Below are 22,707 nucleotides of genomic sequence, written 5' to 3'. Positions count from 1 at the left end.
GATAGACGGCACCTGTTGCCAGGTGCCACCCTCCTCAGAACCGTACGTGCAACTTTCACTGCATACGGCTCAAGCCTCCTCAAAGGCACCGTTAAGTACCCAGTAATTAGATCGTTTTAGGATTAGAGCGATACCAACAATTGGTCACGGCACTAACCCTTCGTTTTAATTACCTTTGCGATATGCACTTGAAGCTTTAATACTTCCCCAATGGTCACTCAGTAATTGATAGACCACGGTTCATTGTAAGAAGACGCACTAATTTCATTTGAAATCATCATTTGCTTTTCTTCTTTAATAAAGTTCTTCAAACTCTTTCGCAACGGGAGACCAGTTAGAAGTCAGCTCGCTTTCGCGCCAGATACAAACCTGTATCCGCTTCGTTACAAAGCGGCATTCGCTTTTTCTAACCTCCTTTACCTGCATACCTATCGGCAATCTTCACAGACTGCTTTCCCATAGGGAGATATACAGGCTTACCCTGTTCCGTATGTCGCGTAAAATGTCAACTTAGATGCCCACAATGGTGCGGAGAGTACAATGACCACGAAAGAGCATTGTCCAATCTCTTTCCGACTCTCGTTGCCTTTTGGCTACAGCGTATTAACCACTTCCGCTGCTTCAGCGTATAACGCGCCTTAAATGGATTCACATTACATTCATCATATTGACTCCCTAGCACTTACCCGAACCGTGGTTTTCAGGAGGAACATCCTCTCACGATTTTGTTCCCACTCAGCCTCATAGCCAAGTTTCGTTACATTGTCAGATCCGCTGCTTTATTCAGGATCCTAGGGTCATCTGGTGATACAGATGGTTCACTCTTTCGTGGTGAACAACGCTTCATACGACTTCAGGTCGCACGGACAAAAACGCGTTAGATCAAAAACTCTAATTTACTTAACTGATATTAGAAAAAATATCTTGAAGCCTTAAAGCTGAGAGGTTGATACGGCCACGTTGAACAATGAGTCTTAGATCTCTAATCAGTCACGTTAGCATAGGTGAAGCCTGAAAGTAATAGACTTAGAGGACGTATGAATAATAATCAACAAAAGTCTGGTGAGTGTGTTACCTTGGTTGTTCTCCCTACCGCTTAGTAGGGGCTTCTTTTCTTTTCCGAACTCGCATCTCGGCACTCCTTAGTTGCCCTCCTAAGCCTCATAGCAGGCTTTAATTATGTCTATTTCAACCCAAAAGTTAAGAAACATCTTCAAACTCACTAGAATTGAAAATTTCAAAACCAACTACGATGTAACCCATATCGCTCCTTGGCTACCACTTGCTCAGAAAGTGAAACCTGTCATCCCTTCGGCAATTATATATTGCGAAGGTAATTTCGGTGAAATTGATGGTAAAACCGCTAATGGGCTAGTGAGGCATTCATTAAGCTATCGTATTCTATCGGTTATTGATAGTGTGTCTGCCGGCTTAGATGCTGGAGAAGTACTTGATAACAAAGCCAATGGAATACCGATCCTTGCCAATGCTGAAGAAGCTATCATTCACGCGGAAAGTATTCCCGATTACTTCATTTTTGGCATTGCGCCATCAAGTGGTTTTTTATCTGACTTAGATAAAAGTATCATTTTAAATGCCATGTCACTAGGAATGAACATCGTAAATGGCTTACATGAATTCCTAACCGATGATCCTCTATTTTTAGAAGCTAGCTTAAAGAATAACGTTCGAATATTCGATACTCGCAAACCCAAAAATAAAGGCGATCTGAAAACGTTTAGCGGGAAAATACACAACGTTAAATGTCCGAGAATTGCTGTCATGGGGACGGATTGCGCGCTAGGAAAACGAACAACAGCGACAATATTGGCGAATGAACTGATTAAAAAAGGCCTTAACGTCGTTCTGATTGCCACTGGGCAAACAGGCATTATGCAAGGCGCACAATACTGCGTTGCACTCGATGCTGTTCCTTCACAATTTTGTGCCGGTGAGTTGGAATCTGTCATTGTACAGGCCTATGAAAAAGAAAATCCGGATCTGATAATTATTGAAGGGCAAGGAGCTTTAAGTCACCCTGCGTTTTCAACCAGCGCTTTTATCTTACGTGGCAGTTGTCCAACGGGTGTGATATTGCAACATGCTCCTACACGTTTATATCGTAGTGATTTTCCTGATTGCCCAATGCCTTCGATTGCCTCAGAAATAAATCTTATCGAAACGTTTTCTAATACCGGTGTTATTGGACTAACACTGAATCATGAAGATATGTCTTTAGATGAAACCTGTCGTGCGATAGACAGTTACACTACCGAATTTGGTCTACCGGTTACTGATGTCTTGTCACAGCCTGTTGAGCATCTACTGCACATCGTATCGTCAACCTTCCCTATAATAGCAAGTAAACTGGCCGAAAAAGGGTGAACTACCCTAGGTTACACATCGATTGTGGGAAAGTTCACCATAACGCTCAGTACCTGATTACTCAGCTCTCACTAAAAAATATATCCGTTACGCCTGTAACAAAAGCCTTCCTCGGCCACCCTATCATCGCACAAGTTCTTATTGATGCTGGCGCAAAAATGTTAGCCGATTCAAGAATCGAAAATCTTCAAAAGATGACTGAATCTGGCATTGCTATCCCTAAAATGCTGATACGTACACCCATGCTCAGTCAAGTGGCGAGCGTAATAAAATACAGTGATATGAGTTTAAACTCTGAAGTTGAAGTGATTCAGGGGCTTTCACATGCAGCGGAACAACAAAATTGCTGTCACGATATTATTATTATGGTTGAGCTTGGCGATCTAAGAGAAGGTGTGATGCCTAATCATGTGATTGATTTTATCCGTGAGATTGTTTCTTTACCGAACATTACGATAAAAGGAATTGGTACGAATTTAGCCTGTCGGTATGGTGTCGCTCCAGATGAGCAAAATATGAATGTTCTTTCTGATCTTGCCGATGGAATTGAAGCTACATTTGGGATCAGTCTAGAAATTATTTCAGGGGGTAATTCTGCTTCAGTTAACTGGGCTCTTCAGAGAACAGGCTTAACTCGAGTAAATAACCTTCGTATAGGAGAAGCCATTTTTTTAGGCTGTGAGCCTTTAGAGCACGAAAATATCAAAGGCTTACATACGGATGCGGTTTCTTTGACCGCTGAAGTGATTGAATCCAAGACTAAACCGACTTTGCCTTGGGGGAGTCGGGGGTTAAATGCTTTTGGTGAAAAAGAAAGCCTTCAAGATAGAGGGGAGGTCTCACAAGCTATTGTAGCATTAGGCCGCCAAGATGTTTGTGTCAGCGGGCTTAAGGCTCCGAATGGGATTAAGATCATGTCTTCAACCAGTGATCATCTTGTCCTTGAATCCTCACAAAAACCACTATTTGTAGGGGAAAAAGTCACATTCGGTTTAGATTACAGTGCGCTCTTATCTTCTATGTCTTCACGTTATATCAATAAATATTTTAAGGCACCTAAAGGGAGAAGAAAGCAAGAAGGAACGCATAATGCTAAGAACAGCCGTAATTATTTCCGTCAGTGTCATGCTTAACGGTTGTCAGATAAGCCCAATGAAATCTAGTGGGCTTGCCGATTATAGAGCGACGGTTATCTCAAGCCAACTGCCACAAGAGTTAGGCTTAATCACACTCGTAAATGCACAGTCAGAAGGCAATAGTGTCACTCTTGTTTTCGTAAAAAAGAAAACGTTGAATATGGACAGCTTAGTAGAAAAAGTCGCCGTTAGTTTTTGTGATAACATCGAAATAAGGCCACTATTAGAGAGTGGGATCTCTTATCGAATCATTACCTTAGGAAAAAATGAGAAAGTAGAAAGCCTTAACGTCATTTCTCTAGCTAACTGCTCTAATTGAATGCTTAGCAGTCGAATGGATAAAAGCCAATACGAGTTGTTCAATGTACTCAATGACATTATTTTATTGAAGTTTGACCGTCTTACGCCTTGGGAAAAAAACTTTATCACGGACCTACACCACAAAGCTTTAACTAAGCAAGTCATTTCAACTAAACAAGAACAACTTGTGTTGAAAATTTCAATGAAAGCTTACAAGTCAAAGAAAAAAAACGCACATTCCAAGATTTAATTTAAGACTGTATATACCTAATCTGTTCAAGGTCCTCTAAACCTTGGACAGATTAGTAGTATTTGCACTTAAAGTATTGAAAATAATCAAGTGTAGAGGTGAATGGGTAACAACTTTCAGCGTAATGGCAATTGAAACACCTAAGTATTAGGTTCCTTTTCGATTAACACTCAGTACCTTCTGAAAGCAACAATGCATCTTCTAATTCAACCCCAAGATAGCGGATTGTATTATCTACCTTGGTATGACCAAGTAGTAGCTGCACCGCTCGGATATTTTTCGTTTTTGCGTAGACTAACGTCGCTTTTGTTCGCCTCATCGAGTGAGTGCCATACAAGTTAGGATCCAACCCCAGATTAGAAGCCCATCTCCTCACTAAGTATCGATAGTACGAATAGCTAATCGGTTGTTGCTTTCGCCTTTGGCTTGGGAAAAAAAATATCCGCCTTCTTAGAAGGCGGTTTTGCTTTATAACCCCCTAAAAGGGGGCGTCCGCGCTATCAGTTCTTCAATAACTGTAATTGTTGTTCATACTCTATGTCCTGCTTATATTGGTGTCGTACATATCGCCGAATGACTTCTTCATTCACACCGACCGTATCTACAAAATACCCTCTAGCCCAAAAGTGATTTCCCCATAATTTCTTACGTATATGTGGGAATCTATTGAAAAGTCGAATTGCTGTTCGGCCTTTTAAAACTCCTAACAAACTCGATACTGATAACTTGGGAGGAATAATGACAACAAGATGAACATGATCTGGTTGAACGTTTAATTCTAAAACTTCGCAGTCTTTCATATTGCACAAAATATAGATTGAACGATAAAGCTCCTTTCCTACCTTATCTTTCAAAATCTTATATCTGTACTTTGGAGTCCAAACTATATGGTATTTGCAACGCCAATAGACATGTGATGAACTTCTGTAATCGCCCATGTGGTTGTTTCCTCTTACTTGTGGTGAATAAGAGGTTACTTCTAACATGGGCACTTCTTCAGGCTATAGCCTCAAGGAACAATCACCACCGCCCTAGGCGGTGGTTTTGAGGAGCCAATAAAATTGCTGTCATGTAGCGAAGCGACATCTGAGTGCTTTGACTTGTTAGATTTCATCTCTCAAATTTTCGCAAGTATCTTGAAAAAACCCAACCCTGAGTTATCAAGCCAGTGTCTTGATATTCTACAAAAGACCAACTTTTAGATTTGCTAATCAGTCTTACAGTTTTGCCGAAATGCAGCTCGCCTATAATTGCAGAATTTATACTTCCTAATTCTCGGACATTTAGTATTGTTGCATGCACGAAGCGAAAATCTTTAAGCTCTTGGTGGCTGTAAATATCATTTGCTTCTCGAATAATTTCCTTTTTTGCAGACCGTTGGTCGAGCTGCGTATACTCCTTCCACCACTCCTCATAAATTGGGGTTGTAATATTTGCCACAATAGCGAGTATGTAGGGAAAAATAAGATATATGAATACTGTTCTGGCTCTTTCAGAAAGCCTCCCCAGCAAGCCGAATAAATGCTCTAAAAAATCGTCAGTACTAGAAAAACCCCCTTCAAGGCTAGTAATACTTTCACTAATTATCTCTGGATCAACCACATCATTTGAAACCGTAATCATCCCATGATCACTAACAGCAATCTGACTCATGAGTGTACTGGATAGGTAATCACTCAAAGGGTTTAAATATTTCTCTATTTGCTTGTGCTGCAGACTATGTGGCGTTAGGTATTTCTCCATTTGCTCTTGCAGCGCACGTTGTGGAGCCAGATATTTCTCCATCTGCTCTTGCAGCGCACGTTGTGGAGCCAGATATTTTTCCATCTGTTCTTGCAGCGCACGTTGTGGAGCCAAATATTTTTCCATCTGTTCTTTTAGCGCACGTTGTGGAGCCAGATATATCTCCATTTGCTCTTGTAGCGCACGCTGGGGCGCAAGATATTGCTCCAACTGCTCTTGAAGACGACGTTGCGGCGCCAAGAGCCTATCAATTTGTTCTTGCCACTTCCGCTGAGGTTCCAAGATTTGGTCAATTCGTTCTAGAGCAGTTTTTTTGTCTTTTTCCATTCTGAGGACTCTATACCCTAATCATTAAATCTAACAGTTTATTAGTGCGCATAAGCGTTTTTCAAGCCTATTATCTAACCCATAGGTTTTATAATCACATGATTTTAAGAATATTTATTCATATTGGAATGTGAAAACGCGCACAAAGTTAGGATAAAAATCGTCATAATTTCAATACAACTGTATGCCTGTCCAGTTTTTAAGCACTGCAAAGAATGGCAATATTTGAGTGGAATGGATGATAATTTGTAAGCGAGAAAGTCTGCGTTTGACTGCGTCACAGACAATGAGTTAACTCGTTTTGGGGTAGATCTGAGCTAGCTGGCACTTTTTGAGAAAAGTGCCACGAGTAAAATTTCAGGTCTATAAAGCCTCTGGACAAAATGCGTTTGTTATCGATGCCATTTAGCTAACCTTTGGACAAAAACAAAAGCTTGTTCGCTGCTTCGGTGAGGGCGTTCATATTTATCATTCTGATAACCTTTTTGAGCTTAAAAAACGATAGTTGGTAACTCTATGTGCAGCTTGTTAAAGCTCATGAACAACAAATTTTGGTGTTTATAAATTAATTTCTCTCGATATCAACCAATTATAATTTGCTTAAGAGGTCATCTTGATAGATTTAGAAACCTCTCTGATGTACCCCAATATAACTTGAACAGCTTCGTTTGACGCACTCGTCTCTGGAGACATCATTCTTAATGAGCAACCTAAGAAAGGTGTCATTGGTTGTCGCATCACCTGCTTATTCCAATCATTAGGAAAAGCTAGCCCAGGGACAAGCGATACTCCGTAGCCTGAAGAAACAATAGAAAACAAGGCGCCGATATCAGACACCGTTGCTTTGACGTTGAGTTCTTGATTTGACTGCTCAAAGATTTGTTGTATAAACGGCTCACAGCCAGATGAAGACATGACAAAGCCTTTGTCACATAGATCAGATAATGCTAGGTTTGTGCTTGAAGATTTCCCTCGTTCTTGAATAAGATAAAACTGATCTTCAATTAGTAACTCACTACTTTTGGCTTGCAGATTGTAGGCTATGCCAATATCAGCAATCCCACTTTTAACCCACTGCTCGACTTCCTGATCTGTCCCTATTAAGAGCTTAACTTCAATATTTGGATAATTTCGACGTGTGTGAACCAAAACTTCTGGAAGAATAGCTCGAGAGACACTATTCACTGTTGCTACTTGAATCGTGCCCGAAACAACGGTCGTCGCTAACTGTAAAATATCATTGATGGCCGAAAGAGCCACATTCGCCGATTCACTCGCACTCTTGCCTGCCGCTGTTAAGGTAACACCCCGAGCTTCCCTTACCAGAATCTGTGTATCTAGAGTACTTTCTAAAGCCTTTACAGTATGGCTAATGGCAGATTGAGTAACATGCAGTTGCTCGGCAGTGCGACTAACGCTTCCTGTATCTCTAAGTGACACCAGAACTTTAAGCATTTTTACATTGATATTATATTTTTTCATATGTACATATATTATTAGTCATTTTACTCATGTCAAGCCAATCCCGTATTCTCTAAGTTAAAACGTATTGACTTAATTTGAGGCTTATTATTATGACGTCGGCTATTCATTCTATGAACACAAAAGTATGGGGCATGCTCATTTTACTCTCCATATTATGGGGCGGCTCTTTCTTCTTTGTGGGCGTAGCGGTCTATGACCTTCCTCCATTAACCATAGTGACACTTAGAGTAGGAATTGCGGCATTTACACTATGGGGGATAGCTTTGATGCTTGGCTTACGCCCGCCAAAAAGTATAAAAGTCTGGGGGGCATTCTTAGGGATGGGATTGCTGAACAACGTTATCCCTTTTGTTCTGATTGTATGGGGGCAAACGCAGATTGCATCAGGCCTGGCCTCGATTCTGAATGCCGCAACACCGATATTCACCATAGTGGTAGCAGGAATTCTATTGCCTGATGAGCGGCCAACGCCGTTAAAACTAGTCGGTGTTGCTCTCGGCTTCGTGGGTGTAGCGGTAATGATAGGCGTACCCACGTTAGGTAGAGATAGTAATTTGTTAGCACAACTTGCCATTGTTGGCGCAGCCATATCTTATGCATTTGCGGGAGTATATGGACGTAGATTCAAATCATTGGGGGCAAACCCTGTAATTACGGCGGCAGGACAGGTAACAGCTTCAACGCTTATTTTGTTGCCGATTTCGTTATTTGTTGACGGTACTATCGATGTGAGCGAGGTACACACGAGCACATGGATAGCTATATTAGGACTTGCAGTTGCGTCCACTGCGATAGCGTATGTTCTTTATTTCGAAATTCTTGAACTTGCAGGCGCAACAAACGTATTGCTGGTCACATTACTCGTACCAGTGTCTGCTGTTCTCCTTGGCTGGCTATTTCTTAACGAATCTCTCGAACTCATTCATGTTTTGGGAATGGCATTAATAGCATTAGGATTATCTGCAATTGACGGCCGCCTGTGGCATCGTTTGAAATATATCTTGTCCTAATAAGTGACATACTATGAACAGAAGTCTTAATAGTAACTAAATCAGTCACAGCAGACGTAGCTTAATCTGACAGTTAATCAACTAAGCACATATCTATTCATTATAAATGACATATTCAAAGACAGATTAATGAAACCAGGATGAATAATCACTCTATACACAATAGGGCATTTTTGATTTTCAATATGTCACTGCACCAGAGTATTAAACGCCCAACTTTTCAGTTAGTTCTATAAAGGATGTTTCGATATTCTTACCTGAAGTGTCGATTTTAATAACTTCTGTTTTCCATTCCTCATAGTGACGGTTCTCTACTTGTTGCCAATCAGGTAGCTTTAGGCTTTCTACTTCACTTTGTCGAGCGTTGACCCTTCTTTCATGCTCATCACTATCAGAGCAACTAACTTCAATATTGACGAACCTAGTACCAACACTTTCCGCGACCTCTTGCCACTCGTTTCTCGTTAGCTCAATAGGGTTACAAGAGTCAGAAATGCAGCTAATACCAAGCTCTAAATTATCTTTAATAATTCGGTAACTTAAACGATAACCTTCCCCTTCAACTTTGAAGCAACAAAGATCTCTAAGCCCTTGCTCTACAGTATCAATGCGAACGTACATCGCCCCCATTTTCTCTGCTAACAACTTCGCCAGTGTCGATTTTCCTGTAGCTGGAAGACCCGAAAATATGTATAAAATAGGTTGATTCAATTGATTTTCGCCTTTTGCATAAATTTCTTTCTGTACAGCTATTCTCTGCATTTTACGTCCAGATAATTTTAGATTCTATACAACACCCCAATTAATAACCAACAAGTAGCATTCCAGTCTAGATATCGGACTATTCAGTAAACCATAATTTCTAGGGATGTTAAAATCGGATAACATTTGATATGGGGGATGTACATTAACAGAATGTGAATGAGTAGAAGAGCTAACTGGAAAAGGGGCAGAAACGAGCTAGACCTCCTAATGACTAACCGACGTCGAAAACAGGTTGATAATCACCACACCTGCCAGAATCAAAGCGATGCCAATGATCGCGAAGATATCGAGCTTTTGCCCGTAGACTAGCCAAGACAAAGCTGCGACTAGCACGATCCCTGCCCCACACCAAACCGCATACGCCACGCCTAAAGACATGGTTTGCACTGTGAGAGACAACAAATAAAAGGCACAACCGTAGCTAGCCAATACTGCGGCAGTGGCCGGTAAAGAAGTAAATTGCTGCGTTTTAGGTAATAGAGAAGTTGCGACAACTTCAAGCACGATGGCGAGTGACAGCATCACTGGAGGTGGGAGAGATAAAAGCATGTTTGAGTCCACAACAATAAAATACGGCGCTCAGAATATTGTAGTTTTATTTCCAATTCATGCGATTTGCAGTAAGCAATTATTATGACGTACCCTAAAAATTCTTAACCAGAAAACCCCATGAATAGGTCTAAGACGACTCATTCTCGTGCAAAATAAAAGAGCCCACTAACTCATGGTTAACAGGCTCTTTTCAATCGAGCGATAAGACGCTTATTCTTTTAAAAACAAATCCATAACGCTTAGTTTGCTGATATAGAGTCTCTTAAAATATCGCGCTTAACTTCACCTTTCAGATCCGTCAGGGTTTGTTGTTCGATATCAATCAAAAAGTGATCACTCGCTTGGCCTGTTGCGAATTTCTCAAGAATCACGAACAAGCTGCCAAAACGAGAGCGGAATACCTCGCCTACTGTATATTGGCCAAGGTCACCCAGTTCAGAGTCCACGGTGCCGTCAAACTCGGCAAGCTCGCGGCTTAGCAGTTCATATTGGCGAAGCTGTGTTTCACCAATATCACGGAATGCCAGTTCGTCTGCATTACGCAGTCGGTAGAAATCTGTCGCTAGTAGCTCACCGCTCCACTCAGCAAAATCAGCTAATTCTAGTCCTTCTAAAGAAGCCAACTTTTCAGCAACAACCTTAGCCGTCTCCCAATCGCGTTGAAACTGTTCGTAGTCATCAACACCATTTTCAACGCAAGTACCTACATCATAGCCAAGTTCATTGGCTAGCTGACAGACCGTGAAATTAGTTTCTAGCTGAGACATGATCATCATCTCTTCACCATTCATTTCCATGATCATAGCGCGCATTTCTAGCGGCCAGTCATCCGGAAGGAATCGCAGACGCGTTAGTTCACGGATATGCCAGTCGGTGAGTTCGTAGTAGCTCTCTGAATCTAGAATCTCTTTGTTCCAAATCTTAGCTTCTGCATCAGGATCTCCATTCGCAGCTTGAGTAAGGTATTCATGCTCTTCTGCATAGTGGCTAAACAGTTCGTTGTAACGTTCGACTTGATCGATCACTACGGTTTCGACTTCGATTTGGTTATCAGGGCGAATGTTCAGCAGCTTGTACGCAGGAATGTAACCCGCTAGCGATGGTGCTTGAATATTGAAGAGTGTGTGCTGTACGCCATCGATATTGAAGCTCTTCTTACCCGTATCGTTAAAGTGCATGTGGCCACCAACGTGGATATTTAGGCCAGTAGCAGCTAATGCTCGGCTGGTATTGTCATCTGGTTCACGAGCCAGTTGATGGCTTCCTTCACCAAACAAGTCTTCGATCTCTTCAGAGGCACCGTTGTAGAAGTCGGTCATTGGGAAGTGCGAGAAGGAAACAAGCGTCTTGTTCTGCTCTTTCGCCGCTTTTACCACATCAGAGATCCAATCGATCACATGTTCTTTGTGAGTCAGCATCATGTTGTAGCCAGCGCTGCTTGAACCATCGAACGTGTTTCCTTCTACAGAGCTATCAGATGAGTTTTCTTTAGGTCGATAAACATTCGCGTCGATTGCCAACAACCACAACCCTTTTACTGGCTCGACTAAATAGCTTGTATCAGGCACTTCAGAACAGCTTGAGTAACCACTCTCTTTGTAACTGCCGCCCGTACCTTCGTAACAGATCTCGTACATGCGCTTATCAAACGCCGCTTCTCCTTTAGCTAAGTCATAGCTGTAGTTAGTACGAGCTTGTTCGCTGCTGTAAGGGGTTTCAAAGTAGAGGTAATCTTGTTGAGGGTAGAAGCCGTGAGTGCCAAGGATACTCATGATCTCTTCATAGCCCCATTCACGTACTTCTTCAGTGCATATGGTTGCTAGGTTGTCGTCTTCACCGGGAATGGTTGTCCACTCTCCTTCATAGCCAACACACTCTTCTTTACCGCGGCTATAGATACGCTGATTCTTACCACCTTCGCCTAGGTAATCAGATTTACCTGCTGGGATTGTAAATGGACGCACTGGATCGTGGTTGCCTGGGGCTGCGAAAAACTCAAGGCCGTACGTGTCGCGATAGTGATCAAAAATGCTAACTAAGCCACGCATATGAATCGGCTGGCCGTCGTCACTGAAGTCACCCGGCAGGGCTACGTATTTCACGCCACGCTCAACCACATCATCAAGCGCTGCGATCATCGCAAAGTAGTTTTCATTGAACAGACGAGTAGAGTTCATCTGCGACTCCATCGTTCTGATCGTTGCATTCTTACCACTGATTGCATTCGGCAACCCTGCGAACGAGCCGTCCTGAAAATCACCGTAAACATCATGGAAATGGATATCTGGCATGAACGCAACTTGTACTGCGCTCTCTAGATTTCCGTCGTCGTCACTTGGTGAACTTGAATTACAACCAACCAGCGTGGCTGCTATCAAGCCTGACAGTACGGTCAATGTACTCTTTTTCATTTTCTCTTCCCAAAAAGTTAGAACTCAAAATTTGGCGAGGAGATTAGGTGAGAAAAATGACACTATTGTTTCTGATATCTTACAAAACGTCGCATATAGAGTGCTTATGCGACCTTGCTTCAATCCTTAAAATTCAATTAGTTAATTGACATTACAAGCATCAATGATTTCATAATATAAATCAGATGTAAGTATACAAACCATCACACATCGAGCGACCGAACATCAATGGTAGCAATGCATCCCAGCGGTTCAAGAATGTCACTCCTTTCCTAAAAGTGGCTTGTTGGTCTCAAGGTTTACGACCACTAAGTCGGGCAGACCCCCAACACCAATTATTACATATATGTAATAATAATTTTCAATTTCAGGGTATTATCAAAACTCGCACTCGCACCTATACTAGCTCCAACAAAACGAGAGAGCGGAAACAATTAAGCTCAACTACGCTTAACGGGTTGAATTTAATTGCACGGTTATCCGCAGTACTGACATATATAGGAAACATCCAATGACAATCGAAATTAAACCTGGTCAAACTCATATCAAATCAAAAGCAATGGTTGCATGGGCAGCTGGCGAGCCACTAAAAATGGAAGAAGTTGATGTACAACTTCCTAAAGCTGGTGAGGTTCTAGTTCGCATCGTTGCTACTGGTGTTTGTCACACTGACGCATTCACATTATCAGGTGACGATCCAGAAGGTATCTTCCCTTCTATTCTTGGTCACGAAGGTGGCGGTATCGTTGAGATGATCGGCGAAGGCGTTACAAGTGTTGAGATTGGCGACCACGTTATCCCACTTTACACAGCTGAATGTGGCGAATGTAAGTTCTGTAAATCTGGTAAAACTAACCTATGCCAAGCGGTTCGTGAAACGCAAGGTAAAGGCCTAATGCCAGACGGTACAAGCCGCTTCTCTATCAATGGCGAAACAATTTTCCATTACATGGGTTGCTCTACTTTCTCTGAGTACACAGTACTTCCAGAAATCTCTCTAGCGAAAGTAAGCAAAGAAGCACCACTTGAAGAAGTTTGTCTTCTAGGTTGTGGGGTAACAACGGGTATGGGCGCTGTACTGAACACAGCTAAAGTTGAAAAAGGCGACAACGTTGCTGTATTCGGCCTAGGTGGTATCGGTCTTTCTGCAATCATTGGTGCTCGTATGGCTGGTGCTGACCGCATCATCGGTGTAGATATCAACGAGAGCAAATTCGAGCTAGCAAAACAGCTTGGCGCGACTGACTGCATCAACCCAACTAAATTCGACAAGCCAATCCAAGACGTTATCGTTGAGATGACAGACGGCGGTGTTGAGTACTCGTTCGAGTGTATCGGTAACGTAAACGTGATGCGTCAAGCACTTGAGTGCTGTCACAAAGGTTGGGGCGAATCAGTAATCATTGGTGTTGCAGGTGCAGGCCAAGAGATCTCAACTCGTCCATTCCAACTAGTGACTGGTCGTGTATGGCGTGGTTCTGCTTTCGGTGGTGTTAAAGGCCGCTCTGAGCTTCCAGAAATCGTAAACCGTTACATGGCGGGTGAGTTTGGTCTTCAAGAGTTCATCACTCACACTATGGGTCTGCAAGACGTAAACGAAGCATTCGACCTAATGCACAAAGGTGAATCTATCCGTACTGTTCTACACATGGATAAGTAATTCTCCTTGGTCTCTATACTTAGGTGTCGAGACCACAGTTCTGAGTTAAACATCAGAGCGAAACTGTCTTCATCACCTCCTGCCCGGTGGGTGGTGAAACCTCTAGTTTAAGCTATAGAAAATCAAATACATTAATTCCGAAACCATCAACCTAACGGAGCACAATAGATGACAATCGAAAACATTAGCCAAGCAAAGGTTGCTGGTGGTTGGCACAAACAATACACCCACTTTTCTGCAACGCTTGACTGCAACATGCGTTTTGCGATTTTCTTGCCACCTAACGCAAGCAAAGAAAACCCAGTTCCTGTTTTGTATTGGTTATCAGGCTTAACCTGTACTGACGAAAACTTCATGCAAAAAGCCGGCGCATTCAAAGCCGCGGCTGAGCAAGGTATTGCCATTGTTGCCCCAGACACTAGCCCACGTGGTGAAGGTGTTGCCGACAATGAAAGCTACGATCTCGGCCAAGGTGCAGGCTTCTATGTAAATGCCACTCAAGCACCATGGGACAGCCATTACCATATGTACGATTACGTGGTAACAGAGCTTCCAGCCTTGATTGAGTCTTTCTTCCCTGTGACTTCAGTGAAGTCGATTTCTGGTCACAGCATGGGCGGACACGGTGCCTTAACGATTGGTATCAAGAACGAAGATAGCTACCGTTCTATCTCGGCATTCAGCCCAATCACCAACCCAATGCAATGCCCTTGGGGACAAAAAGCATTCAACCAATACTTGGGCTTAGATATTGAAGAGTGGAAACACTATGATGCCTCTGAGCTTCTCAAAACCAAAGGCACTAAGCTGCCAATGTTGGTTGACCAAGGCGAAGCGGACAACTTCCTGATTGAGCAGCTAAAACCTGAGCAATTAGTTGAAGCGGCTAAGGTAACCAATGCCGATTTAGAGCTACGTATGCAGCCAGGTTACGACCACAGCTACTACTTCATCTCTAGCTTTATTGATGAGCACATTGAGTTCCACGCTGCTTACCTAAACAAGTAAAGACACCTATTTAGCCCACACCTTGCAAAAGCGTGAGGTGCGGGCTTTTTTGTGCCTGCTGTTTGGCTTCAGCAACCTTAAACAACGATTAGCACTTTTAAACTCCCTTATACCAACACAAATAACATAACGACAAAGGTACGAATATGAGCTGGTTTTTCTTGATGATGGGCGTAATGGCTGAAGCACTTTCTCACGTTGCACTTAAAGCCACCGATGGATTTAGTTTGTCTAAACCAGTCCCAGCGTTACTGGTTATCTCAGGGCACTTGGCAGCGTTTCTATTTTTGAGCCAAGCGATGAAGGGGATGCCAGTTGGTGTCGTGCACTCTCTATGGGCAGGATTAGCGATTTTGACAGTGAGCTTAATCTCGACCTTCGTTTACAGCCAACATCTGGACACTAAAGTTTGGATTGGCATGGGGCTTGTTGCCGCAGGCGTCATGTTGATCAACCTATCACAAGGCCACGCTCACTAATTTATCCAGACGCTTTTTGATAGAAAGCGTCTGAAACATAAATTATGAACAGTGCGTCAACTTGTTCAAGTTTCCTAACAGAGTGGTGTCGCCTTCACTTATTCATACTCTTACAATCAACAAATCAAACCTGTTACCATAGCCCCATTAACATCCCCCATATTTTGAAGGTTGCTATGAAAGCAATTAAGACTCTTTTCTTCCTGATGGTTTTACTGAGCGGTCTGTTTACCGCTTGGCTGTTTATCCCGATTCCAGCGACCATGGACAAGCAAACGCTCGATGTTCCATTAACGGAACCGTTCAAGCTTGTGGCGTATCGCAGTAACCCAAATGATGCGAGCAAGCCACTCACTTATCACTACTATGTGATTTCAGATGTGGTTGGCGTGGATGACATGGACCCGTTTTTGATTACGACCGACCAGTTCGTAAAGCTTGGTGAGTTCGATGAGAACACATTTAGCCTAACGGTTAACGGCAAGATCGAAAGCTACACCAACGATTTGTGGATCAAAAAATCGGACGGCAAGCTTCAGCACTGGTACGTGAGTATTAATGCAAACTATATTCGTTAGAGTCGAATCCCAATAGACCCTACTTTAAAACTGCGCTTTGGCTTCCAAGCGCAGTTTTTGTTTCTATCTCCCCAGCTTTACAAGCAAAGCAGATCCCACGAGCCATGCAGGTGTCATAAGCTCTACAGATGTTATAAGCTCCACCTATGCTCGACTCCCAATAAATCAAAAACAATAAAGGATCACCCGTGGAATTTACGCTCGACAAATTTAACGGCATCATCATTGACCCAGCAACCGCTCCTCACGATGCTGACTCATTCAACGCCGAACTTAGCGAGATAACCCAATTTTCGAAGCAGAATAACAAAGGCATTATTTGGATTAGTCTGCCTATTTCGCTCTCACACCTCATTCCGGTAGCGACCGAACTTGGCTTTGTGTTCCACAACTGCTTAGAAGACGAGATTACGCTGATCCACAAATCCGAAATCGTCGAGTTTGTGCCTTTCATCCCGACCCACACCTTGGGTGCAGGCGCGTTGATCACCAATGAACACAACCAAGTGCTGATGATCAAAGAGCACGGCATGACAGGCTACAAACTACCTGGCGGCCACATTGAGCTTGGCGAGGGTATTGAAGAATCTGTGGTTCGAGAAACATTAGAAGAGACAGGTATCGAAGCCACGTTCGTGTCTGTGGTTGGCATGGCGACAAGACACCCCTATCAGTTCGGCAAATCAAACCTCTACTTTGTTTGCCATCTTATCGCTCAAACTCAAGAGATTGCGATTCAAGACACCGATGAAATTGCAGAAGCAAAATGGGTCGATGTGGAAGAGTTTATTAACAATGCGGAAAACTACCCGTTCAACCGCCAAATGGTTGGTTCTTTGATTGGCAAACAAGGATTAGAGCTTACCCAGCTAGAAGGCAACTACGGCCCAACTCACAAGCCAGAAATCTTCTTTTCGAAAAGCTAGAATACTTCAAATATAAAAACGCCCAACTCAGATGAATTGGGCGTTTTGCTTTTACTTTTTGTTTTTCTTAAGCCGACTGCGTTGTTCATTTTCTCTAATTCAGAAAGCTATCTTTAGAGCATGTCTATTTTAGAAAAGCCTAGTTTAGAAAAAGCCTAACGGATTGGTATCGTAGCTGATCAGCAGGTTCTTCGTGTTTTGGTAGTGATCGAGCATCATCTTGTGTGTCTCACGACCGATGCCCGACTTCTTGTAACCACCAAACGCCGCGTGTGCTGGGTAAGCGTGGTAACAGTTCACCCAAATACGCCCCGCTTCAATGTTGCGACCCATGCGATACGCGAGGTTTGCATCACGCGTCCAAACGCCAGCACCCAAGCCATATTCGGTATCGTTGGCAATTTCCAACGCTTCGGCTTCATCTTTAAACGTGGTTACCGCGATAACAGGACCGAAGATCTCTTCTTGGAACACGCGCATTTTGTTATTGCCTTCGAGCATGGTCGGTTGGATGTAGTAACCGTTACCCAGATCATCTGGCTGCTGAGCGATTTCACCACCAGTTAGCACTTTCGCGCCTTCTTGGCGACCAATTTCTAGGTAGCTCAGAATCTTATCGAACTGCTCTTGAGAAGCTTGTGCGCCAACCTGAGTGTCAGTGTCTAACGGGTTACCTTGCTTGATGGTTTGAGCGCGCTCGACCACTTTGGTAATGAACTTGTCATAGACCGATTCGTGGATCAACACACGTGATGGACAGGTACACACTTCACCTTGGTTAAAGAACGCGAGCAGCATGCCTTCGACACACTTATCTAGGTACTCATCTTCATGATCAAAAATGTCTGGGAAGTAGATGTTTGGAGACTTACCGCCCAGTTCAACGGTTGATGGAATCAAGCTTTCAGCCGCACACTTCAAGATATGGTGACCTACTTCTGTCGAGCCAGTAAACGCCAACTTAGCCAAGCGGTCACTGGTTGCTAGCGCTTGGCCTGCTTCGCTACCAAAACCATTCACGATGTTGACCACACCTGCAGGTAGAAGATCGGCGATCTTCTCCATCATCACCAAAATCGATGTCGGTGTTTGCTCGGCTGGCTTCATCACCACACAACAACCCGCAGCCAGTGCGGGTGCCAATTTCCAAGCCGCCATTAAAATTGGGAAGTTCCAAGGAATGATCTGCCCTACTACACCAATTGGCTCAGGGAAATGGTAGCTTGCTGTGTTTGAATCGAGCTCGGCTGCGCTGCCTTCTTGCGCTCGAATACAACCCGCAAAGTAACGGAAGTGATCGACAACCAAAGGAATATCTGCCGCTAAGGTTTCACGCACTGGCTTGCCGTTTTCCCACGTCTCAGCGACTGCGATCTCTTCCAGGTGTGCTTCAATGCGATCAGCAATTTTAAGCAGGATGCTCGAACGCTCTGTCACACTAGTCGCCGCCCAACTTGCACGAGCAGCATGCGCCGCATCAAGTGCCAAGCTAATGTCCGCCTCGGTTGAACGTGCTACTTGGCAATACACCTGACCATTCACTGGGGAAGTGTTATCAAAATACTCGCCGCTGACAGGCTTCACCCACTCGCCACCGATAAAATTATCGTATTGCGCTTTAAAGTTAACCACTGCGTTATCACTACCCGGCTGTGCGTAAATCATAGTTAGATCCTTCTTTGATTTTTAGTCGTTGCTCATTCGTTATTGAGCTTATGTTGTCGAGCTAGCATGGCGGCTTCCCTTGAGAAGAGATCTCGAGAGAAGAAAGCTCGTAAGAAGAGAGCCACCATGTTTATGCTTTCTGTTTAAAACACTGATACTTCGTGTTTTCTTCACAACAGTAACAACGCAAATCACACGCCAGAACTTCAAAACTTGTTGTTAATAAATTGTAAAACTATGATTACCAAACGTTTACAACCCAAAGTGAGTTGGCATTGAACGGACGTATGGAAACCACTCCAGTGTTCAACTGTTCCAAATTGGTACACCCTCACTGTTACGACATGGAACAGTCATGCACCTTCAACAAGCAAACACCTCAGATTGGCTTTCATCCTCTTGGCACCGCAGCACAGAAGCGGGTCTAAAACAGAGACGACTTCCCGAAGACATTCGCCTGCCACAATCGATTCTTAAACAGAGACGTCACCAATCTTCGAGCTTAATTCAAATAGTCGAACGTAATGCTCTACCTTTGTTTAATCAGATGTTTGCACGCACTGACAGTCGTTTGATTCTGACCGATATTGAGGGCGTCATTCTGGCAAGTTGGGGACAGGAGCGGTTTAAGGAGAAACTGACATCAATTGCACTCAGCTCAGGAGCGTGCTGGCAGGAGCAACTGAAAGGCACCAACGCGATTGGCACCGCCATTGTTGAAGCCAAGCCAGTATCTATCATTGGCGAACAACACTTCATCCACCAGCATCGATTTATCAGTTGCTCAGCAAGCCCTGTGTTCGACCATCAAGGCCAAATGGTTGGGGTGTTAGACATCACCAGTGAACAACAGCAACACGACAGCTCAGTGCAATTACTGGTTCAAAATATGGTTCAGCTTGTTGAGAACCAGCTACTGAGTCATATCCCGCAAGGTACCACTCGAATCGATCTCGCGTGTGAAAAATCGTTGTTACACAGTGGTTGGCAAGGGATAGTGATAGCGAACGAAGCTGGCGAGGTAGTGGCGCACAATCAAGTTGCCTCTCAGCTGCTGGATCAAACCTCAATCGTCGGCGAGTGCATCGACACTCTCTTCAACCGAACCTCATTAGACACGCCCTTTGTGTTTGAGAAACAGCATCTCAAACAAACAACGACCAAGCGCACGCGTTCCATTTCAGCATCGTGCGATTTGCACCATGGCGAACAACAGATAGAACACGCTTGGCAGCAAGCCAACAAGGTTATCGACAAAGGAATCAGCCTATTAATCCTAGGTGAAACAGGGGTTGGTAAAGGCGAATTTGTTAAAGCACTGCACAAGCAAAGCCAGCGTAAATCTTCACCCTTAGTAGCAGTAAATTGCGGGGCGCTACCGAAAGATCTTATCGAATCTGAACTGTTTGGTTACGCGCCGGGCGCTTTTACTGGCGCAAGCCACAAAGGATTCCAAGGCAAGATCCGCCAAGCGGATAAAGGCATTTTATTTCTAGATGAGATCGCCGACATGCCATTAGAGGCTCAGTGCCGATTGCTGCATGTCCTGCAAGACAAATCCGTGGTGCCTGTGGGTTCGAACCAAAGCTACCAAGTCGATTGTCAGATCATCGCTGCCACGCATAAAAACCTCGAGCAGTTAGTTGCAACCGGAGAGTTTCGACAAGATCTGTATTACAGACTAAACGGCTTGGCCTTCACCTTACCAAGCCTGCAACACCGACAAGATAAACACGCCTTAATCGAGCACATTCATCGTCAATACGCCGAAGACGAACAGACAATCTGCCCGAACTTAATGAGTTTGCTGTGCGCCTATTCTTGGCCGGGCAACATACGTGAATTAGACAATTTACTTAAGGTCGCCGCCCTACTCGCCGGTGACGAAGCAATACTCACGCTAGAACATGTACCTAGCCATCTTGCTCAACACCTCACGTCATTAGCGCAAGATGATCATCATAAGTTCATCACAACCAATGCTATCGAAGGTAGGCCAAAGTCCGATTTAAGAAGTACCGTTGAAGAAACCTTGCTACAAACCTATCAAGCTAACCAAGGTAATATAAGCAAGACATCGCGGATACTTGGCATCAGCCGTAATACCATTTATCGAAAGCTAAAGAGCTTGGGGATTCTTCAATAATCACCATGGACGATCCTAGCCCGCCCTTTCGTTATCAATAAATAAAATTCACTTCCAGTGAGACATTTTGCCCTCTGACTCGTAATACTTCAAAACGAACGAGGGCTCAGATGCAAACAATCAACATAGTGTGGCTAAAGCGAGATTTAAGACTCACCGACCATGCACCTTTACTACATGCTTTATCTGATAAACACCCAACGATATTGCTCTACATTTTCGAACCCATGCTGTTAAACAATGCCCACTATTCTGAGCGACATTGGCGATTTGTTTGGCAGTCACTCCAGTGTATGAACCTGTCATTGAAAGAGTACGGGCATCAGGTTTCAGTACTCCATGGTAACGCTATCGACTGCTTCGAAGCGGTTCAATCTCGTTACCACATCCAAAATGTATTCTCCCATCAAGAGGTAGGCTTAAATTGTACTTTCGATCGTGACAAGCAAATCTCTGACTGGTTTCAAGAACACAACATCCATTGGCAAGAGTCCGCTCAGGGTGCTGTCGTGAGAGGGTCAAAAGACCGAATCGGTTGGGACAAACACTGGAACAGCGTCATGCGCGCTCCCATAGCTGAAACTCAGTTGACCACAAAATCACTGCATACCCTTGATGCTGAAGAACTTGAACTCGCTATGGAACCTCCACAAGCATGGTTAACCAAAGTTAACGGCATACAAACGGGCGGAAGTGCACTGGCATGGGCAACGTTACACGACTTCTTTGAGCGCCGTGGTCGAGATTACTACCGCAGCATCTCAAGCCCAGAAGCCTCGCGACATGCCTGTACTCGCCTTTCCCCATATTTGGCTTGGGGCAACATATCGCTGCGTGAAGTTTATCAACACCTATTGGAACACTGGCACGTCGCAGGATTTCGTCGTAGCTTGATTGCTCTCTCCTCAAGACTTCATTGGCACTGTCATTTTATGCAGAAGTTTGAATCAGAATGCGAGATGGAATTTCGCTGCATCAACCACGCCTACGAAGCACTCTTACAAAAAGAAACGGTAAAAGATTCGAGACACCTTCAGGCATGGAAGATGGGGATGACAGGCGTGCCATTGGTCGATGCCTGTATGCGCTGCCTGCATCATACGGGGTACATTAATTTCCGCATGCGCTCTACGTTGGTGAGCTTTCTCACTCACCATATGAACATGGACTGGCGTGATGGTGTCACTCACTTAGCGCAGCTGTTTCTCGATTTTGAACCCGGTATTCATTACCCACAGTTTCAAATGCAAGCAGGGGTAACAGGGATAAACACTATCCGAATTTACAATCCGACCAAGCAAGCGCAAGAACACGACTCTGATGGAGACTTCATCCGAAAATGGGTGCCAGAGCTTTCAGACATTCCTACCCCACTTCTGTTTGAACCATGGAAGATGACACCCATGGAGGTGATGATGCATGATTTCGAATCTAACTCACCCTACTTAGATCCAGTGGTAGATATAGAGGCGAGCGCAAAAGAAGCACGCGTACGTTTATGGTCGTGGCGAAAACTGGCTGAGGTAAAACAAGAACGAAGCCGTATTTTGGCTCGCCATGTCAGGCCGTCGAAGAAGCAAAGCAAATCGACACGGGCGCGCTAATACAACGCGTCCCCTCTTTAAATCACTTATAAAAAGATTAGTAATTCATTAGGTTAAATAAAATTAATTGTGACCGTTGTCATATAATGAGTAATCGATACACGGTCACAAACTAGAAAAGCTGAATCGCAGCCTTAGGAAAACATCAAACTGTCCTAATTATCATGAACACTAATAAATACATAAGGTTAGCGATTGCTAAATGATGATTTTCATCTTCCTCTAAACGTTGCGACCAAAGCCAAAACTACACGTTATGCAATCCTATTTATAATTT

Annotated in this window: 19 protein-coding genes and 1 pseudogene; 12 read left to right on the top strand and 8 right to left on the bottom strand. The window is 43.8% G+C overall.

Annotated elements, in window-relative coordinates:
- Positions 1 to 1,179: 1,179 nt before the first annotated feature.
- Genes L0992_22520 through L0992_22505 form a run of 4 tightly spaced genes read left to right on the top strand, consistent with a single transcriptional unit; the run spans position 1,180 to position 4,071 of the window.
- On the top strand, positions 1,180 to 2,385 hold the full coding sequence (locus L0992_22520; GenBank protein ID XGB69168.1) for a DUF1611 domain-containing protein: 1,206 nt from the start codon (positions 1,180 to 1,182) through the stop codon (positions 2,383 to 2,385).
- A complete protein-coding gene (locus L0992_22515; protein ID XGB69167.1) occupies positions 2,382 to 3,518 on the top strand; it encodes an alanine/ornithine racemase family PLP-dependent enzyme in 1,137 nt (378 codons plus the stop codon). The genes L0992_22520 and L0992_22515 overlap by 4 nt, the downstream gene beginning before the upstream one ends.
- Positions 3,475 to 3,840, top strand: coding sequence for a GspS/AspS pilotin family protein (locus L0992_22510; GenBank protein XGB69166.1), 366 nt, complete (start codon positions 3,475 to 3,477; stop codon positions 3,838 to 3,840). Before L0992_22515 ends, L0992_22510 begins: the two co-directional genes overlap by 44 nt.
- The gene (locus tag L0992_22505; protein ID XGB69165.1) at positions 3,841 to 4,071 is read left to right on the top strand and encodes a hypothetical protein; all 231 of its coding nucleotides are present in this window, start codon (positions 3,841 to 3,843) and stop codon (positions 4,069 to 4,071) included.
- A gap of 163 nt (positions 4,072 to 4,234) precedes the next feature.
- On the opposite strand, the pseudogene L0992_22500 reads toward L0992_22505, so the two are convergent.
- The 4 genes and pseudogenes from L0992_22500 to L0992_22485 form a co-directional block, all read right to left on the bottom strand.
- A pseudogene (locus L0992_22500) lies at positions 4,235 to 4,504 on the bottom strand (tyrosine-type recombinase/integrase).
- 67 nt (positions 4,505 to 4,571) lie between these two features.
- Entirely contained in the window at positions 4,572 to 5,009 is a 438-nt protein-coding gene (tnpA, locus tag L0992_22495; protein ID XGB70410.1) for an IS200/IS605 family transposase, read from the bottom strand.
- A 172-nt stretch (positions 5,010 to 5,181) separates the two neighbouring features.
- Positions 5,182 to 6,141, bottom strand: coding sequence for a hypothetical protein (locus L0992_22490; protein XGB69164.1), 960 nt, complete (start codon positions 6,139 to 6,141; stop codon positions 5,182 to 5,184).
- Positions 6,142 to 6,741: 600 nt separating this feature from the next.
- A complete protein-coding gene (locus L0992_22485) occupies positions 6,742 to 7,623 on the bottom strand; it encodes a LysR family transcriptional regulator (protein ID XGB69163.1) in 882 nt (293 codons plus the stop codon).
- 92 nt (positions 7,624 to 7,715) lie between these two features.
- Here L0992_22485 and L0992_22480 point away from each other — a divergent pair, with 92 nt between their 5' ends.
- Positions 7,716 to 8,636, top strand: a complete 921-nt coding sequence (locus L0992_22480; protein ID XGB69162.1) for a DMT family transporter — start codon at positions 7,716 to 7,718, stop codon at positions 8,634 to 8,636.
- Between the two features lie 204 nt (positions 8,637 to 8,840).
- On the opposite strand, the gene L0992_22475 is transcribed toward L0992_22480, so the two are convergent.
- The 3 genes from L0992_22475 to L0992_22465 all read right to left on the bottom strand — a co-directional run bounded on the left by L0992_22475 (position 8,841) and on the right by L0992_22465 (position 12,364).
- Positions 8,841 to 9,347, bottom strand: coding sequence for an AAA family ATPase (locus tag L0992_22475; GenBank protein XGB70409.1), 507 nt, complete (start codon positions 9,345 to 9,347; stop codon positions 8,841 to 8,843).
- Between the two features lie 258 nt (positions 9,348 to 9,605).
- A complete protein-coding gene (locus L0992_22470) occupies positions 9,606 to 9,950 on the bottom strand; it encodes an SMR family transporter (GenBank protein ID XGB69161.1) in 345 nt (114 codons plus the stop codon).
- Positions 9,951 to 10,192: 242 nt separating this feature from the next.
- Complete coding sequence (locus L0992_22465; protein ID XGB69160.1) at positions 10,193 to 12,364, bottom strand: metallophosphoesterase; 2,172 nt, start codon at positions 12,362 to 12,364, stop codon at positions 10,193 to 10,195.
- A 511-nt stretch (positions 12,365 to 12,875) separates the two neighbouring features.
- Between L0992_22465 and L0992_22460 the strand changes: the two genes are divergently transcribed.
- The 5 genes from L0992_22460 to L0992_22440 all read left to right on the top strand — a co-directional run bounded on the left by L0992_22460 (position 12,876) and on the right by L0992_22440 (position 17,015).
- Positions 12,876 to 14,024: an S-(hydroxymethyl)glutathione dehydrogenase/class III alcohol dehydrogenase gene (locus L0992_22460; GenBank protein XGB69159.1), complete on the top strand. Its 1,149-nt coding sequence runs from the start codon at positions 12,876 to 12,878 to the stop codon at positions 14,022 to 14,024.
- Positions 14,025 to 14,192: 168 nt separating this feature from the next.
- Positions 14,193 to 15,032, top strand: coding sequence for an S-formylglutathione hydrolase (fghA, locus tag L0992_22455; protein ID XGB69158.1), 840 nt, complete (start codon positions 14,193 to 14,195; stop codon positions 15,030 to 15,032).
- A gap of 146 nt (positions 15,033 to 15,178) precedes the next feature.
- Positions 15,179 to 15,511, top strand: coding sequence for a multidrug efflux SMR transporter (locus L0992_22450; GenBank protein XGB69157.1), 333 nt, complete (start codon positions 15,179 to 15,181; stop codon positions 15,509 to 15,511).
- A gap of 176 nt (positions 15,512 to 15,687) precedes the next feature.
- A complete protein-coding gene (locus L0992_22445; protein XGB69156.1) occupies positions 15,688 to 16,089 on the top strand; it encodes a hypothetical protein in 402 nt (133 codons plus the stop codon).
- A 188-nt stretch (positions 16,090 to 16,277) separates the two neighbouring features.
- Positions 16,278 to 17,015, top strand: a complete 738-nt coding sequence (locus tag L0992_22440; protein ID XGB69155.1) for an NUDIX domain-containing protein — start codon at positions 16,278 to 16,280, stop codon at positions 17,013 to 17,015.
- A gap of 144 nt (positions 17,016 to 17,159) precedes the next feature.
- Here the strand turns inward: L0992_22440 and L0992_22435 are convergent, their stop codons facing one another.
- A complete protein-coding gene (locus tag L0992_22435; GenBank protein XGB69154.1) occupies positions 17,160 to 18,680 on the bottom strand; it encodes an aldehyde dehydrogenase in 1,521 nt (506 codons plus the stop codon).
- A 355-nt stretch (positions 18,681 to 19,035) separates the two neighbouring features.
- Here L0992_22435 and L0992_22430 point away from each other — a divergent pair, with 355 nt between their 5' ends.
- Both L0992_22430 and L0992_22425 read left to right on the top strand, forming a co-directional pair.
- Positions 19,036 to 20,826 carry a sigma-54-dependent Fis family transcriptional regulator gene (locus L0992_22430; GenBank protein ID XGB69153.1) on the top strand — a complete coding sequence of 597 codons (1,791 nt, stop codon included), beginning with the start codon at positions 19,036 to 19,038 and terminating at the stop codon, positions 20,824 to 20,826.
- Between the two features lie 110 nt (positions 20,827 to 20,936).
- Positions 20,937 to 22,430, top strand: coding sequence for a DNA photolyase family protein (locus tag L0992_22425; protein XGB69152.1), 1,494 nt, complete (start codon positions 20,937 to 20,939; stop codon positions 22,428 to 22,430).
- The last annotated feature ends 277 nt before the right edge of the window (positions 22,431 to 22,707 follow it).

Origin of the sequence: Vibrio pomeroyi (assembly GCA_041879425.1) — a bacterium.
Lineage (GTDB): Bacteria > Pseudomonadota > Gammaproteobacteria > Enterobacterales > Vibrionaceae > Vibrio > Vibrio pomeroyi_A.
The sequence above is the reverse complement of the archived record's forward strand: the minus strand, read 5'-3'. Positions and strand labels throughout refer to the sequence as shown.

Excerpts from the sequence above, each read along its gene's own strand:
- L0992_22520 (XGB69168.1), top strand. The coding sequence starts at position 1,180 with ATGTCTATTTCAACCCAAAAGTTAAGAAACATCTTCAAACTCACTAGA.
- L0992_22510 (XGB69166.1), top strand. The coding sequence starts at position 3,475 with ATGCTAAGAACAGCCGTAATTATTTCCGTCAGTGTCATGCTTAACGGT.
- L0992_22505 (XGB69165.1), top strand. The coding sequence starts at position 3,841 with ATGCTTAGCAGTCGAATGGATAAAAGCCAATACGAGTTGTTCAATGTA.
- tnpA (XGB70410.1), bottom strand. The coding sequence starts at position 5,009 with ATGGGCGATTACAGAAGTTCATCACATGTCTATTGGCGTTGCAAATAC.
- L0992_22490 (XGB69164.1), bottom strand. The coding sequence starts at position 6,141 with ATGGAAAAAGACAAAAAAACTGCTCTAGAACGAATTGACCAAATCTTG.
- L0992_22485 (XGB69163.1), bottom strand. The coding sequence starts at position 7,623 with ATGAAAAAATATAATATCAATGTAAAAATGCTTAAAGTTCTGGTGTCA.
- L0992_22480 (XGB69162.1), top strand. The coding sequence starts at position 7,716 with ATGACGTCGGCTATTCATTCTATGAACACAAAAGTATGGGGCATGCTC.
- L0992_22470 (XGB69161.1), bottom strand. The coding sequence starts at position 9,950 with ATGCTTTTATCTCTCCCACCTCCAGTGATGCTGTCACTCGCCATCGTG.
- L0992_22465 (XGB69160.1), bottom strand. The coding sequence starts at position 12,364 with ATGAAAAAGAGTACATTGACCGTACTGTCAGGCTTGATAGCAGCCACG.
- L0992_22460 (XGB69159.1), top strand. The coding sequence starts at position 12,876 with ATGACAATCGAAATTAAACCTGGTCAAACTCATATCAAATCAAAAGCA.
- fghA (XGB69158.1), top strand. The coding sequence starts at position 14,193 with ATGACAATCGAAAACATTAGCCAAGCAAAGGTTGCTGGTGGTTGGCAC.
- L0992_22450 (XGB69157.1), top strand. The coding sequence starts at position 15,179 with ATGAGCTGGTTTTTCTTGATGATGGGCGTAATGGCTGAAGCACTTTCT.
- L0992_22445 (XGB69156.1), top strand. The coding sequence starts at position 15,688 with ATGAAAGCAATTAAGACTCTTTTCTTCCTGATGGTTTTACTGAGCGGT.
- L0992_22435 (XGB69154.1), bottom strand. The coding sequence starts at position 18,680 with ATGATTTACGCACAGCCGGGTAGTGATAACGCAGTGGTTAACTTTAAA.
- L0992_22430 (XGB69153.1), top strand. The coding sequence starts at position 19,036 with ATGCACCTTCAACAAGCAAACACCTCAGATTGGCTTTCATCCTCTTGG.
- L0992_22425 (XGB69152.1), top strand. The coding sequence starts at position 20,937 with ATGCAAACAATCAACATAGTGTGGCTAAAGCGAGATTTAAGACTCACC.